The organism is Brevibacterium luteolum (assembly GCF_013004595.1).
Taxonomy (GTDB): domain Bacteria; phylum Actinomycetota; class Actinomycetes; order Actinomycetales; family Brevibacteriaceae; genus Brevibacterium; species Brevibacterium luteolum.
The window spans coordinates 270925-286033 of the sequence record NZ_JABEMC010000001.1; the positions used below are offsets into that span (position 1 = coordinate 270925).

Annotated in this window: 12 protein-coding genes; 8 read left to right on the forward strand and 4 right to left on the reverse strand. The window is 67.5% G+C overall.

What is annotated here, in order from left to right; all coding sequences use genetic code 11:
• Positions 1 to 58 precede the first annotated feature (58 nt).
• The 4 genes from lysS to HLA91_RS01310 all read left to right on the forward strand — a co-directional run bounded on the left by lysS (position 59) and on the right by HLA91_RS01310 (position 5206).
• The gene (gene lysS / locus HLA91_RS01295) at positions 59 to 1591 is read left to right on the forward strand and encodes a lysine--tRNA ligase (RefSeq protein WP_170273209.1); all 1533 of its coding nucleotides are present in this window, start codon (positions 59 to 61) and stop codon (positions 1589 to 1591) included.
• Between the two features lie 132 nt (positions 1592 to 1723).
• Positions 1724 to 1984 carry a hypothetical protein gene (locus HLA91_RS01300; RefSeq protein ID WP_102161302.1) on the forward strand — a complete coding sequence of 87 codons (261 nt, stop codon included), beginning with the start codon at positions 1724 to 1726 and terminating at the stop codon, positions 1982 to 1984.
• 22 nt (positions 1985 to 2006) lie between these two features.
• On the forward strand, positions 2007 to 2348 hold the full coding sequence (locus HLA91_RS01305) for a histone-like nucleoid-structuring protein Lsr2 (RefSeq protein ID WP_170273210.1): 342 nt from the start codon (positions 2007 to 2009) through the stop codon (positions 2346 to 2348).
• A 236-nt stretch (positions 2349 to 2584) separates the two neighbouring features.
• Positions 2585 to 5206, forward strand: a complete 2622-nt coding sequence (locus tag HLA91_RS01310) for an ATP-dependent Clp protease ATP-binding subunit (RefSeq protein ID WP_170273211.1) — start codon at positions 2585 to 2587, stop codon at positions 5204 to 5206.
• Between the two features lie 126 nt (positions 5207 to 5332).
• On the opposite strand, the gene HLA91_RS01315 is transcribed toward HLA91_RS01310, so the two are convergent.
• The gene (locus HLA91_RS01315; RefSeq protein WP_170273212.1) at positions 5333 to 8218 is read right to left on the reverse strand and encodes a hypothetical protein; all 2886 of its coding nucleotides are present in this window, start codon (positions 8216 to 8218) and stop codon (positions 5333 to 5335) included.
• Between the two features lie 223 nt (positions 8219 to 8441).
• Here HLA91_RS01315 and HLA91_RS01320 point away from each other — a divergent pair, with 223 nt between their 5' ends.
• The 3 genes from HLA91_RS01320 to HLA91_RS01330 all read left to right on the forward strand — a co-directional run bounded on the left by HLA91_RS01320 (position 8442) and on the right by HLA91_RS01330 (position 10483).
• Positions 8442 to 9290 carry a hypothetical protein gene (locus HLA91_RS01320; RefSeq protein WP_239557129.1) on the forward strand — a complete coding sequence of 283 codons (849 nt, stop codon included), beginning with the start codon at positions 8442 to 8444 and terminating at the stop codon, positions 9288 to 9290.
• The gene (locus HLA91_RS01325; protein WP_170273213.1) at positions 9290 to 9835 is read left to right on the forward strand and encodes a hypothetical protein; all 546 of its coding nucleotides are present in this window, start codon (positions 9290 to 9292) and stop codon (positions 9833 to 9835) included. The genes HLA91_RS01320 and HLA91_RS01325 overlap by 1 nt, the downstream gene beginning before the upstream one ends.
• Positions 9836 to 9982: 147 nt before the next feature.
• A complete protein-coding gene (locus tag HLA91_RS01330; RefSeq protein ID WP_170273531.1) occupies positions 9983 to 10483 on the forward strand; it encodes an amino-acid N-acetyltransferase in 501 nt (166 codons plus the stop codon).
• Positions 10484 to 10517: 34 nt separating this feature from the next.
• Here the strand turns inward: HLA91_RS01330 and HLA91_RS01335 are convergent, their stop codons facing one another.
• On the reverse strand, positions 10518 to 11519 hold the full coding sequence (locus HLA91_RS01335; RefSeq protein ID WP_170273214.1) for an HhH-GPD family protein: 1002 nt from the start codon (positions 11517 to 11519) through the stop codon (positions 10518 to 10520).
• A 38-nt stretch (positions 11520 to 11557) separates the two neighbouring features.
• Between HLA91_RS01335 and HLA91_RS01340 the strand changes: the two genes are divergently transcribed.
• Complete coding sequence (locus HLA91_RS01340) at positions 11558 to 12316, forward strand: hypothetical protein (RefSeq protein ID WP_170273215.1); 759 nt, start codon at positions 11558 to 11560, stop codon at positions 12314 to 12316.
• Between the two features lie 74 nt (positions 12317 to 12390).
• Here HLA91_RS01340 and disA read toward each other — a convergent pair whose 3' ends face one another.
• Complete coding sequence (disA, locus tag HLA91_RS01345) at positions 12391 to 13503, reverse strand: DNA integrity scanning diadenylate cyclase DisA (RefSeq protein ID WP_170273216.1); 1113 nt, start codon at positions 13501 to 13503, stop codon at positions 12391 to 12393.
• Between the two features lie 143 nt (positions 13504 to 13646).
• Positions 13647 to 15038, reverse strand: a complete 1392-nt coding sequence (gene radA, locus HLA91_RS01350) for a DNA repair protein RadA (RefSeq protein WP_170273217.1) — start codon at positions 15036 to 15038, stop codon at positions 13647 to 13649.
• Between the last annotated feature and the right edge of the window lie 71 nt (positions 15039 to 15109).

Genomic DNA, 15109 nt, shown 5'->3' on the forward strand with positions numbered 1-15109 from the left:
AGCGGCAGGCGAACCTGTGGATTCGTTGACAGGCGGGCGCACTTAGTACCCTGGAGGCATGCCAGAGAACGTCACGGCACCGGCTGGTGCGCCCGAAGAGATCCCAGAACATCTCGACCCCGAACAGCAGCGCATCCGCAAGGCCAAGCGCGCCCGGCTGCTCGAGTCCGGTCAGCAGGCGTACCCGGTCACCGTCAACCGCACCCACACGCTCGCTGAGGTGCGCGCTGCCCATCCGAATCTCGAACCCGGTGAGGAGACCGAGGACGTCGTCGGCGTGGCCGGCCGCGCCGTGTTCGTGCGCAACACCGGCAAGCTGTGCTTCGTCACGCTGCAGTCCGGCGACGGCACCCGCCTGCAGGGGATGCTCTCGCAGAAGGTCGTCGGCGCCGAACGGCTCGAAGACTGGAAGTCCGACGTCGATCTGGGCGACCACGTGTTCCTGCACGGCAACGTCATCAAGTCCAAGCGCGGCGAGCTCTCCGTCATGGTCGACGAGTGGGCGATCGCAGCCAAGGCGCTGCGCCCGCTGCCGGCCCTGCACACCGAGCTGACCGACGAGACCCGGATCCGCCAGCGCTACCTCGACCTCATCACCCGCGAGCAGGCGCGCTCGACCGTGCAGACCCGGGCGAAGATCGTCAAGTCGCTGCGCTCAACCTTCGACGACGCCGGCTTCACCGAGGTCGAGACGCCGATGCTGCAGACCCTGCACGGCGGTGCCGCCGCCCGGCCGTTCCGCACGCACATGAACGCCTACGACATCGACCTGTTCCTGCGCATCGCCCCGGAGCTGTACCTCAAGCGCGCCGTTGTCGGCGGACTGGAGAACGTCTTCGAGATCAACCGCAATTTCCGGAATGAGGGTGCTGATTCCACGCATTCCCCGGAATTCGCAATGCTGGAGGCATATCAGGCATACGGCGATTACCATTCGATCGCCAAGCTCACCCAGGAGCTCATTCAGAATGCCGCCAAGGATGCGGTGGGATCGCTCACCGTCACCTTGTCCGACGGCACCGAATACGACTTCGGCGGTGACTGGGCTGTCGTGAGCATGTACGAATCGCTGTCCGAGGAAGCCGGGCGCGACGTGACCCCGGACACAAGCATTGAAGAGCTCTCCGCCATTGCCGATGAGCACAATGTCGATCTCGAAGGAGTATTCCGCTCACACGGCAAATACGTCGAAGAGCTGTGGGAGCACTTCTATTCCGACCGTCTGTGGGCACCGACATTCGTCGTCGATTTCCCCGTCGACACCTCACCGCTGGTCCGCGCCCACCGGGACAAGCCCGGCGTGGTGGAGAAATGGGATCTCTATGTGCGCGGCTTCGAACTGGCCACCGGCTATTCCGAGCTCGTCGACCCGGTCGTGCAGCGCGAGCGCTTCGAAGCCCAGGCCAAGGATGCTGCCCGCGGTGACGACGAGGCGATGCGCCTGGACGAGGACTTCCTCATGGCCATGGAATACGGCATGCCGCCCAGCGGCGGAATGGGCATGGGAATCGACCGGCTCATCATGGCGCTCACCGGCCTGGGAATCCGCGAGACCATTCTCTTCCCATTCATCAAGCCGATTGAGAATTGAGCGCAGTCGGGCAGATGAAAGACCAATGCACATTGAGTCAGGCGACCGGGAGCTGAACGATATTCGTGTGATTCACACCCAGACAATGTCGATAAAGATATGCAAAAGGGCCGTCAAGGGTTAGGATCAGTTGTGGAATACATCAAAGTCCTTCTGCCATCGCTGTGTGTGGCGCTGCTGTTCTGGTACGTTATTCGTGCCATCATCCGCGCCGACAGCATCGAACGGCGGGAAATGGATCGGTATTACGCCGATCTAGAAGATTCGGAGAAACAGGGCGAGAACCGCCCGGGCGATTCCGCTGCTGCAGCGCCGAACACGGTGACAGAAACAGAACCTGAACCTGAATCCGGCTCCGTGACCCGGGATGCAGAGGACACCTCGCCTCATTGATCAGCATCGACGAAAGGCTCTTATGGCACGCGAAATGAAGCTTGTGCTCACCGACGACTTCGACGGCACGGACGCAGCCGAGACGGTGTCGTTCTCCATCGACCAGGGACACTACGAGATCGAGCTCTCGAGCGAGAACGCAGCCAAGCTGCGTGAAGCCCTCGCCCCGTTCATCGAGCGCGCCCGCCGGGTCGCCAACCCGGCACGCGGCACCCGCAGCGGCAACGGACGCAGCCGCCGCTCGGCAGGCTCGCGCTCGGACACCGCCCAGATCCGCAAGTGGGCCCAGGACAAGGGCTACGAGGTCTCCGACCGCGGCCGGATTCCCAGCGAGATCATCGAGGCCTACGACAACGCCCACTGACCCCAGGCCAGCGGCACTTTCTGTGCCGACCTGAGCACCGCCTCGGGAACGGAGCCTGACATAAGCGGGCCCAGCCACTCCGGCTGGGCCCGCTGCGGTGTTGTTAGGGCGGATTCCCAGCCGATCCGCACAGAATTTCGCCATGAGCCGAATGGCGTTCGGCTGACGGCGAAACGGCAATAAATCCGGCGCCGCCTTGGTTAGAGTCAGAGGAATCGACAGACCGAGGAGGGCAAATGTTTGAGCGGTTTACGGATCGTGCCCGTCGCGTAGTGGTGCTTGCGCAGGAAGAGGCAAAGATCCTCAAGCACAACTACATCGGCACGGAGCACATCCTGCTCGGCCTCATCCACGAGGGTGAGGGCATCGCAGCAAAGGCTCTGGAAGGTATGGGCATCTCACTCGAGCAGGTGCGCGACCAGGTCACTGAGATCATCGGCCAGGGTCAGCAGGCCCCCAGCGGCCACATCCCCTTTACCCCACGGGCCAAGAAGGTCCTGGAGCTCAGCCTGCGCGAAGCGCTGCAGCTGGGCCACACCTACATCGGCACCGAGCACATCCTGCTCGGCCTCATCCGCGAAGGCGAAGGCGTCGCCGCCCAGGTGCTCGTCAAGCTCGGAGCGGACCTGGCGCGCGTGCGCCAGGAAGTCATCAAGCTCATCTCCGGCTACCAGGGCAAGGAGCCGGTCGGTGCGACCAGCGGCGGCCGCGAAGAGGGAACCCCCTCCGGCTCGCTCGTACTCGACCAGTTCGGCCGGAACCTCACCGCTGCCGCCCGTGAGGGCAAGCTCGACCCGGTCATCGGCCGCACCGAGCAGATGCAGCGGGTCATGCAGGTGCTCTCGCGCCGCACGAAGAACAACCCCGTCCTCATCGGCGAGCCCGGTGTCGGCAAGACCGCCGTCGTCGAGGGCCTGGCCCAGGCGATCGTGCGCGGCGACGTGCCTGAGATCCTCGAGGACAAGCAGCTCTACACGCTCGACCTCGGTTCGCTCGTGGCCGGCTCGCGCTACCGCGGCGACTTCGAGGAACGGCTGAAGAAGGTGCTCAAGGAGATCCGCACGCGCGGTGACATCATCCTGTTCATCGACGAGATCCACACGCTCGTCGGCGCTGGCGCTGCCGAGGGCGCGATCGACGCCGCCTCGATCCTCAAGCCGATGCTCGCCCGCGGTGAGCTGCAGACGATCGGTGCGACGACTCTCGATGAGTACCGCAAGAACATCGAGAAGGATGCCGCTCTCGAACGCCGCTTCCAGCCGATCCAGGTGCCGGAGCCGACCCTGTCGGATGCGATCAAGATCCTCAAGGGCCTGCGGGACCGCTACGAGTCCCACCACAAGGTCACGATCACCGATGCTGCACTGGCTTCGGCGGTCAACCTCTCCGACCGCTATGTCAACGACCGGTTCCTGCCGGACAAGGCGATCGACCTCATCGACGAAGCCGGAGCGAAGCTGCGCATCTCGCGGCTCTCAGCCCCGCCGGAGCTCAAGGAGCTCGATGAGAAGATCACCGAGGCCCGCCAGCGCAAGGAAGCTGCGATCGACAAGCAGAACTTCGAGCTGGCTGCCGATGAGCGCAACACCGAGATGCAGCTGCAGGCCGAGAAGGACAAGGCTGAGAAGGAGTGGCGTTCGGGCAAGAAGGACCACTCAGCGATTGTCGACGAGGAGCTCATCGCCGATGTGCTCGCCTCGGCGACCGGCATCCCGATCTTCAAGCTCACCGAGGAGGAGTCCTCGCGGCTGCTGCGGATGGAAGACGAGCTGCACAAGCGCATCATCGGGCAGAACGATGCCATCAAGTCGGTCTCGCGTGCGATCCGCCGCACCCGTGCCGGCCTGAAGGACCCGAAGCGCCCGTCCGGTTCGTTCATCTTCGCCGGCCCGACCGGCGTCGGCAAGACCGAGCTGGCCAAGGCACTGGCGGAGTTCCTGTTCGGCGACGAGTCCGCGCTCATCTCACTTGACATGAGTGAGTTCTCTGAGAAGCACACCGTCTCGCGGCTGTTCGGTTCGCCTCCGGGCTACGTCGGCTACGAAGAGGGCGGCCAGCTGACCGAGAAGGTCCGCCGCAAGCCGTTCTCGGTCGTGCTCTTCGATGAGGTCGAGAAGGCGCACAGCGACATCTTCAACTCGCTGCTGCAGATCCTCGAAGACGGCCGTCTGACCGACTCGCAGGGTCGTGAGGTCGACTTCAAGAACACGATCATCATCATGACCACGAATCTCGGCACCCGCGACATCGCCAAGGGCCAGCAGATGGGATTCCAGGTCGAGGGCGACACGACGACGAACTACGAGCGCATGAAGCAGCGCGTGAACGAAGAGCTCAAGCAGCACTTCCGTCCGGAGTTCCTCAACCGTGTCGACGACACGATCGTGTTCCCGCAGCTGCAGAAGGAGGAGATCGTCAAGATCGTCGATCTGTTCCTCGCACGCCTCGACGAGCGGATGGCCGATCAGGGCATGCGCATCGAGCTGACCCAGAAGGCCAAGGACACGCTCGCCGACCGCGGCTACGACCCGGTGCTCGGTGCGCGTCCGCTGCGCCGCACCATCCAGCAGGAGATCGAGGACCAGCTCTCCGAGCGGATCCTGTTCGACGAGCTGCGCTCCGGTCAGACGGTCTATGTCGACGTCGAAGGGGAGGGGACCGATGCGGTGTTCACCTTCCGCGGCGTTGAGGAGGACCGCGCCCCGGTGAAGGTCGGTGCGGACTCGGCTGAGGACGAGGAGGGTACGGGAGCCATTCCCGAGGCGGACTCCGCCAATGCCGCTGCCGCCCGATCCGATGACACGCCCGATGACGGCGGCCACGCGCACGCCGAATCGGCAGGCACCCAGGAGCTCTGAGCCTGAGCAGTGAGAAGGGGCCGGTGAGGTTCATCCCCGCCGGCCCCTTTCGCGTCCCCGCTCAGCTGTCGTCCGCGTTGATCCTGACGGCGGGCGATCAGTATCAGCTGTGACGGTGGCCGACGATCAGTATCCGCTGCCTTCCTCGACGCTGATGACGACCTTGCCGTCGATGATCTCGGCGGTGCCGAAGACGTCGATGCTCACCGTATCGTCATAGCTCTCCGTTTCCCCGAACAGGCTGTATTTGCCGGTGATGAGCGCGGATCCGCTGGATTCTGAGGTGATGTGCCACTTCGAGGCCTCGTCCGGCTCGGAGCCGCCATAGTAGCCGTACCCGTAGCCGCCGTCGCTCAGGCTGATCTCCGGGTACTCCTCGATCGACCACTTGACGTCTGTGACCTCGGAGTAGGTTGCCGACCGGGAGCCGAACGGGCATCCGGCCGGCTCGGTCTCCGCCTTCCCAGCGCACGAGTCCAGCAGGCTGCGCACCTGCTTGTTGACCTCATCGGTGAACGCCTGCGTCGGCGTGGCCTGCAGCACCGGCAGCTCCCCGCCGGCTTCCTCTGCGGAGGTGCCTTCGAAGAACGCCCGCGTCTGCACCTCGTCGGCCTCCAGATAGTCCGAGGAGTCGGCCAAGCTGACGGTGTAGAGCGCCGGGAAGGCCGGCAGGCTGAGCATCCCGTCGGCGGTCGGGACGGTCACGCCGTTGACGTTGACCTGGCTGAGGTTCGGGGTCTCGACGACGACCTGGCCGAGCCCCGGGGAGGCCAGCCGCCAGTCGTTGAAGAAGATTCCGCGCTTGCCGACCTTGCGCACGTCCATCGTGACGTCGCTCTTCGAACCGCCGAGGTCGAATTCGGCGGTGACGACGGCGGTGTCGCCATCGACCTCCGTGTCGGTGATCGAGATGCTGTCCGGACGCGCGGCGGCGTTGCTGAGCACCTCGTTGGTCAGCAGTGTGCGCTCCTCGGCAGGCACGTCGACATCAGCTAGGGCCAGGGCCCCTTCGGCGTCGCCGCTGGAGAGCTTCGACAGGTAGGAGCGCACGACCCCGTCGGGGCCGTAGAGTCGTGAGTTGATCTGCCCGACAGCGATGACGCCGGCGATGAGCGCGAGGACGAGCGCTCCAGCAGTGATGCCCCAGATCTTGGCTCTGCGCCGGTCGATCGGCTGCGGCGGGCCCATCGGCGCGGCCGCGTATCCCGGCGGTGGCGGCGGGGCGGCCTGCACCGGTCCCGAGGCGGTGTAGGGTGCCGCTGCCACAGCCGGTGCCGAGGTGGCAGGTGGGGCGCTCGGCGGAGGTGGCGTCACTGCTCCACCCGGGGCCGCTGGTCCGCTTGGGTCCGCCGGCCCGCCTGGGGGTGCGACCGGGGTAGGAGGTGTCTTCATGTCCGGGTGGCGGAGCGCACCGCGCGGTTCACTGATGCCCAGCGGCTGGCCCCAGTATGGGTGGACGGCGCGACCGCCCAGCCAGGCGGCCAGCTGCGGCATCGTGAGCGCGATGCGGGGTGCGATCGTGATGACGAGGACCTCGATGAGCAGACCCCAGAGGGCGAAGATGAGGAACGTCCACGGCAGCAGGCCGACACTGAGGTTCAGCATCGCCGGGATGTCGCTGCCGAGCAGGTCAGCACCCTGTCCGCTGGCCCGGCCGCTGACCTTGACTGGCAGAAGCACGAGTGAGAGCAGTCCCCACAGCAGGCCGAAGGCGACCGGCAGGTGCCAGATCGACGTCCACGGACTGGAGACGCCGGGCTGGTGGGCCCAGCTTGGCCGGCGCGTGACGGCTGCGGCGATCGCAGCGATGAAGACGGCCAGCAGCACGGCGAGCAGACCGAGCCACAGGGTTCCCGGGATCGTGTCGCTGAACATCGTGACGGCCGACGAACCGCCCTCGTGGCTGTCTCCGGCCAGTGCGCGGCCGCTGGCGGACAGGCCGCCGAAGTGGGTCAGCGCTGCCATCATGAGGGCGGCGGTGCCGGCGAGCAGCGGCACGAAGCTGCCGTGGACATCGAAGTGCAGCGGCAGGACGAAGAAGCTGACGATGAGGAAGATCGCGCCGACGATGACGAGATGCAGCAGCGCGGTGCGCGCAGGGGCAGCGGCGTAGCGCAGCCACGGGAGGCCGGCGGCATCGCAGCCGCGGTGGTGGCCGAGGATCCGGCCGATGGTCGTGGCGATGAGGATGAAGATGAGCGGCAGGAAGAACGTCCGCGGGGTCACGGCGGAGAATTCGAGGGAGGCTGAGAAGTAGTCCTCGGTGATGTTCGAACGCGAGGCGAAGATGAGCTGGAGCAGGAACAGCACAGTGGTCAGCGCCAGGGTCGTCAGGCCGATGCGGATCCAGAACCCCGCGACGGTGCGCGAGGGGTGGCGCCGTTCGCTGAACATCGACCACCACACCAGGGCGCTCGTGAACACGGCGGTGATGAGCAGCGGCGCGCCGGCGAAGTGCACTGCCGCTGAGGCGCTCAGCTCGTCGAAGGCCTGACCGCTGAAGCGCAGGGCGGCTGACCCGCCGAGGGCGAGGGCGAAGAGGATGAAGGGCAGCACGAAGCCGAGCGATCCGGTCGGCAGGTCCTCACCGAAGTCCGTGATGGCGTCGTTGATGGTGGAGACGACGATGACGGAGATGATGAGCGAGGCGATGAAGCCGGCTGCCAGTCCGATCGCCGCGGTCACGAGGCCCTCGCGGATCGTCGCCCCGTCGATGGGGCCCTGGCGGGCCGGGAACTGGCCGGTGGGGTAGCCGTAGGCTCCCTGCTGCGGCTGCGAGCCCGGGTAGGGCCCGGCGGGCTGGCTGTACGCCTGCTGCCCGTAGGGCTGTTGGCCGTAGACCGGCTGCGAACCGGTCATCGGCTGTCCGGAGGCAGGCTGGGAACCGGGGGCTGGCTGCGGGCCGGTGGCCGACTGCGGCGGAACGGGAGGGGGCGACGGGATGCCCTGCTGACCGGGGTTCGAGCCGGGGGTGTTCTCGGGTGGCTGTTCCGGTGGCAGCTGGTCGGTCATGACGGCTCCTTGGCTCAGTCGCCTTCGCCTGGGGAGGGGCGAAGCTGCTGCGACGTCGATTCAGTTCTCGTCTCCCACTGGGCGCCGAGTGATTCGCGCGACGGTGAGCGAATCACAAGGCACCTTGGCGCCCACCATACAAGAACCTGAGCGTGCTGTGTATGGTTCATAAGAGAACAGTCAGTCCATGGGTGAGGTGCCGCCGAGGACAGGAGACAGAGCCATGAGTGTTCCGCCCCAGGGAAATCCGCAGCACAACGGCTGGAACCAGCCGCAGGGCCACTGGCCTGCGCCACAGCAGCCCCAGCAGCCGCAAGGCCACTGGCCGACGCCCCCACAACAGCCGCAACAGCAGCCTGCACAAGCACCCCAGCAGCAGCCCCACCCCCAAGCCGGCTACCCTCCCTATGTCCAGCAGCCCGGCCAGCCCTACACCGCCGGCCCGCAGCCTCCGCAGCAGCGCAAGAAGCGCGGCCCCTGGCCGATCATCCTCGGCATCCTCCTCGTCCTGGCGCTCGGTGGCGGCCTCGGCTGGGGCGCCATCCAGCTGTTCGGCAAGGACGACGAATCCGATGCCACCGCAGCCCCGAGCGCACCGCCGTCTGCCGCTCCGACCGAGGACCCAACCGGTGCGGAAACCGGCGACCAGGGTGAGGACGCCACCGGTGATCCGACCGACGGCGCCCTGCCCGACGACCCGGCTGAGGCGCTCAAACAGCGCATCGACACCGACGCCTCGGCGGTGGCCGCCGACATCGAGGGCAGCTGGGTGCCGCAGCTGAGCTCGAAGAAGGTCGGCCTCGAAGCCGAGGGCCGCACCTGGGATGAGCAGGCGATCCTCGATGAGCACGAGCGGCTGCGAGAGGAGCACCCGCGCGTCAAGCTGCTGTGGTCGGGGGACTACGCGAGCTTCAAGAGCAAGGACTTCTACGTCACGATCGTCGGGATCACCTTCGACGACCCCGACCAGGCGCTCGCCTGGTGCGGTTCGCACGGCCTCGATGCCGACTCCTGCTACGCGAAGAAGATCAGCACCACCGGCGGCCACGACGGCACGACGAAGACGCGCTGATGACCACCCGCAGCCAGGACACCGCGGCGATCGCACGCGCCACCGGCCGCAGGTGGGCCGAGATCACCGACACCTTCGCAGCTGCCGGCGGTGAGTCGCTGTCCCACCGCGAGCTCGCCGACGTCGCGGCAGGGCTCTTCACCGGCGTCGACAATCCCGACTGGTGGGCCCAGGGCGCGGCGGTGGCCTCTGAGCAGCAGATCGGCCGCCGGCTGCCCGGCCAGCGCGTCGACGGGACCTTCGAAGTCAGCGTCACGAAGACCGTGTCCGGTGATCCCGATGATGCGCTGGCGGCCTTCGAGGCGCTCATGGCCGGTCGCAGCGAGCTGGGCGGGATCCCCTTCGCCGAGGCGCCGGTGACCTCGCGGACGCAGAAGTGGCGGTACTGGCGGGTGCCGTTGTCAGACGGCACCCGGATCGCCGTGACGATCGGCACCCGCCGGCCCGGCGCCTCGGGCGTGGCCGTGCAGGTCAGCCGGCTCACCGGCCCCGAGGCGGTCGAGACGTGGCGGGAGTGCGTGCGCAGTCTGCTGGCTGGGATGTGAGCAGACAGCCCGCTGCGCCGGGACTACCATGACGACATGACCGGCCACCAGCCCCACCTGCACACGGATGAGAACGAGCCCACCGCCTCGGCGCCGGTGTGGGCCGAACGCGACTTCGCCCACCGGCGGCTCCCCGGCGGGCTCATCATGCGCAGGGCGCGCACAAGCGATGTCGCTGCGATCCGCAGGCTCGTCCAGCCGCTGGTCGATGAGCGGATCCTCGTGGCCAAGGAGGCCGTCAACTACTTCGAGGGCCTGCACGAGTTCCGGCTCGTCGCCGACCCGGACGCTCCCGGTGGGGAGCGGGTCGTCGGCTGTGCGGCGCTGCACGTGCTGTGGGAGGACCTCGCCGAGGCACGCACCGTGGCGACCGACCCGGACTACCGGGGGCGGGGGATCGGACGGATGCTCATGGAGCAGCTGCTGGCCGACGCCCAGGCGATCGGGGTGAAGCGCGTGTTCTGCCTGACGTTCGAGACCCGGTTCTTCGCCTCGCTCGGCTTCGAGGAGATCACCGGCACCCCGGTCTCACCGGAGGTCTACGTCGAGCTGCTGCACTCCCATGACGAGAACACCGCCGAGTTCCTCGACCTCGCCCGCGTCAAGCCGAACACCCTGGGCAACTCGCGGATGATGAAGCACCTCTGAGCCGCCGGTGCCAGGGCCCCGGGGCCCTACGGCTTCAGTGCGGCAGGTGCAGCCCGGCTCGGCTCTCGGCGGCCAGCCCGTCGGCGATGAGTGCGTCGATGAGCCGGCCGATCCGCTGCCCGTCGCCGAGCTCGCGCACCCGCAGGATCGCCGTCTCCACCGCCTCGTGCGTGGCGCCCTGCGCATCGAACGTGCCATCGGGCCCGCTGTCGAATTCCGTCGCCGAGGCGGTGAACAGGTCGCGGGCGACCGGCGCCTCGGCGGCCTTGAGGACGGCCATGATCGCCCCGCGCAGCTGCCGGTCCGTGCCGTGCCACGCCTGGGTTTTGGGTTTCCGGGCCGGGTCGTCGCCGGCGGGGCGGCCGGCGGCCAGCCAGTGGCACTGCTCGGCCAGCGGGCAGACCTCACACGCCGGGTTGCGGGAGGTGCACACGAGCGCGCCGAGCTCCATGACCCCGGCGTTCCATGCCACGTGGCGGGCGTCCGGTCCGTCGGCGGGCACGAACTCGGCGGCCCAGGCGGTCTCGGACTTGGTCAGCGCGCCCTTGGGGTGGGCGTGGCCGTCGAAGACGCGGGCGAGGACGCGGCGGATGTTGACGTCGAGGACGGTGGTGCGCCGCCCGCAGGCGAACGAGGCGACTGCGGCGGCGGTGTAGGCGCCGATGCCGGGGAGTGCGCGCAGCGTCTCCTCATCACACGGCACCCGGTCGCCGTGCTCGGCGGCGATGACGGCCGCGCACTCCTTCAGGCGCAGGGCCCGGCGCGGGTAGCCGAGCGAATCCCAGGCGCGCAGCACCTCGGCGGTGGGCGCGGCAGCGAGGTCGGACGGGGCCGGCCAGCGGGCCATCCAGTCCCGCCACCGGGGCACGACGCGGGCGACCGGGGTCTGCTGGGACATGATCTCGGAGACGAGCACCGCCCACGCCGAGGTGCCCGGCGCTCGCCACGGCAGGTCGCGGGCGTGGGCGTCGAACCAGGTGAGGACCGCCTCGTGCGCGGCGGCGAGGTCGGTTTCGGCAGGTGTCCGGTGTGTCATCGTCGTCGCTTACAGCTGCAGCCCGTAGGCTTCAGGTGATGTCTCCTTCTGCGCGTGGTCAGGGTTCCCAGCGGCGCCGGCCGAGTTCGGCTCGCGGCGCGCGCCCGGCAGCCCGCTCGACGGCTGGCTCCGGTGGCGGCGGCCCGCGCCGCCCCGACCCTGCAGTCTATCGCCGCCGGCGCATCGTCGTCGGCGTGCTCGCCCTCATCGTCGTCTGCCTGCTCGTGCTCGGCATCGTGCTCATGGTCAAGGCGATCCAGAAGGTGCGCCAGGACTCCCGCGATCAGGCCGCAGCCGAGGCGGCGGCCGCCCAGTCGCCGGAACCGACCCTCCCAGCCCCGACCGGGGACGAGGCCTCGGGCGCCTGCCCGGCCGATGCCGTGGAGATCATCGCCGGGACCGATGAGGGATCCTACGCGCCCGGCGCCTCGGCGACCCTGGAGCTGACGGTGAAGAACAACCACGACGTCGCCTGTGCGATCTCGGTGGGCCCGGAGCATCAGGTCTTCGAGATCCGCCAGGACGGCAAGACGCAGTGGTCGACGGAGTACTGCACGCCGGGTGGCGACGAGGCGGATGAGGACGTGCGCGTCTTCGCCCCGGGCACCGAGCGCAAGTCGACGCTCAAGTGGCAGATGATCCCAACGGACAAGAACTGCAACCGCACCGGTGACTCGTTCAAGGCAGGCGAGTACGAACTGGTGACGAAGCTCGGTGAGGTGGAGAGCAAACCCGCGCGGTTCACCGTCGAGGAGCCGTCGCCGGAGCCGACCGAGAAGCCCGAAGGCGAGGGCTGAGCGCAGGGCTGACGTTGAGGGCTGACCGACGCTGACCGACGCGGTCAGGGCTGACCGACCCGAATGAGTTGTCGTCAGTTCTCGTGGACTTCCTCTTCGATGCGGTTGAGGCCCTCGCGCACGATCCGCGCGCGGTGCTCGCCGACGCCCTCGACGGATTTGAGCTCTGAGAGCTCAGCAGCCAGCAGCTCGGTGAAGCGGCCGAAGTGCTCGGCGAGCCGGTCGACGACCATCGGGGGCACGCGGCGGATGGTCGAGAGCAGCCGGTAGCCCAGCGGGTAGACGTAGCGGTCGAGGGATTCGCTGGCAGCTGAGGATCCGATGGTGCGGGCGACGATGTCGATGTCGATGAGGTCGTGGCCGGGCAGCGCGGCGAGATTGAGCAGGACGTCCTCGATCGAGTCGTGTTCGGGGATCGCGTCGATGTAGTCGCGCAGCAGGTGGTACTGGCTGTCATTGCGGGGCCCGACGAGCTCATCATGCTGCAGGGTGATGAGGCGGGCGTCGTCGCCGAGTTCGAGGATGTAGGTCTGGATCTCCTCCGAGATCCGGCGCACCATCTCCTGGCGCTGTAGAACGACGAGCATATCGGCCAGGGTGGCCCGGTCGACGATCTCCAGGTACGTCAGCGTTGCGGTGACCTCGTCGAGGCGGTGCTTGTAGCGCTCCAGGGTGTCGAGGGCCTGGTTGGCGCGGGCGAGGATCCTGTCGGAGGTCTCGAGCACGTGCCGGATGCTGTGCACGTAGACCTGGATGATCTGCATCGACTGGCTGACGGAGATGACGGGGAATCCGGTCTGCTTGGCCACGCGCTCAGCGGTGCGGTGGCGGGTGCCGGATTCCTGTGTGTCGATCGAGGGATCGGGCAGCAGCTGCACGCCTGCGGTGTGGATGTGGGAGGCGTCGCGGCTGAGCACGATGGCGCCGTCGAGCTTGGCGAGCTCGCGCAGGCGGGTGGCGGAGAATTCGATGTCGATGTTGAACCCGCCGGTGGAGATCGAGTCGACGACCTTCGATGAGCCGAGCACGATGAGCGCACCTGTGCGGCCGCGCAGCACTCGTTCGAGGCCGTCGCGCAGCTCAGTGCCCGGAGCGACTGCTGCGAGAGTGGAGAGGACGAGATCGTAGCTGGTCTGGTCGACCTCGCGCTGAGCGTCAAGGAAAAGGGGATTTCGCGCCGCGCGCACCTATGCTCTCCGATCAATGTCTACGGTCCTCTCAGTAGGCTAGCGAACCGTGTGGCACCCCGGCGGGGAATACTGTTGCGAATGAGCAACAGTTGTGTTGCCGATCTGCCGCAATCGTCGGGGCAAGGGGTGTTGTTGTGTGGTCAGCGCGTCGTGTTGTTGAGTTCGAGGCCCATGGCAGCTTCGACGGCCTGCCGGATGCTGTCGCATTCGCTCACATCCATCCCGCGCGGGACGGTGACGTTGTTGAGCCCGCCGGCGGCGACGATCGCATGGCTGACGCCCTGCCGGTATGCCTCTTCCAGCCGTTGTTCGATGCCGGGGACATTGCGGATCTCACCGGACAGGCTGATCTCTCCGATGCCGATGACCCGATTCTCCAACGGCCGGAACTGCCAAGCGGACTCCAGCGCGAGTGCCAGCGCCAGGTCGGCCGCCGGCTCGATGACTTTGGCACCGCCGACAGTAGAGGCGTAGACATCGCATTCGGCGAAGCTGTGCAGCATCGGCTCGCTGTTGAGCACTGCGAGCGTCATCGCGAGCCGGTTGGCATCGAGCCCGCTGACCGTGCGCCGCGGCGCCCCCTTCGTCTGCTTGTCGACAAGCGTCTGGATCTCCACGAGCAGATGGCGCTTGCCCTCCTGCACGACCGTCAGGCACGAGCCCGGCGCATGCCCGCTGCCGCGTGAGAGGAACAGACCGGTGGGGTCGGGCACCGACTGGATGCCGAGCTCGGTCATGTCGAAGCAGCCGACCTCATCGGTGGGCCCGTAGCGGTTCTTCACCGCGCGCAGCAACCGCAGGCGGGAGTGCTTATCGCCTTCGAACTCGCACACGACGTCGACGAGGTGCTCCAGCAGCCGCGGGCCGGCGACGGTGCCGTCCTTGGTGATGTGCCCGACGAGCACGGTCGGCACGTCGAGCGACTTTGCTGCGCGGATGATCGCCGCCGCCACCTCGCGCACCTGCGTCACGCCGCCGGGCACGCCCTGCACCTCGGCTGAGGCCAGCGTCTGCACCGAGTCGATGATGAGCAGCTCCGGCTGGATCTCGACGATCATGCCGAGCACCGTGGCGAGATCGGATTCCGCGGCCAGCAGGAGGTCGGGGTGCATGGCGCCGATGCGCTCAGCGCGAAGCCGCACCTGACCGGCCGATTCCTCACCGGTGATGTAGAGGGCACGGCGTCCCTCACCTGACTCGCGCGAGGCCCGCCCGGCCACGTCGAGGAGAAGGGTGGATTTGCCGACTCCCGGCTCGCCGGCGAGCAGGATGACCGCACCGGGGACGACGCCGCCGCCGAGGACCCGGTCCAGTTCGGAGACCCCGGTGCGGAATGCGCGGGTGCGAGTGCCGTCGACTTCGGTGATCGGCTTGGCGAGCTTGCTCGCCGGCACCTCCTTGGCCTGTGTCTTGATCGCTGTTGCGCCGCCGGCGGCTTCGGACTGCTCGAGAGTCCCCCATTCGCCGCAGCGCGAGCATCTGCCCAGCCACTTGATGCTGCTGTAGCCGCATTCCGTGCAGGTGTATGACATGTGCCCAAGTCTGGCATGAGCCACGGACATCACGGCCTCGACTGTGGATAACCGCTGGTCAGGAAGCGATG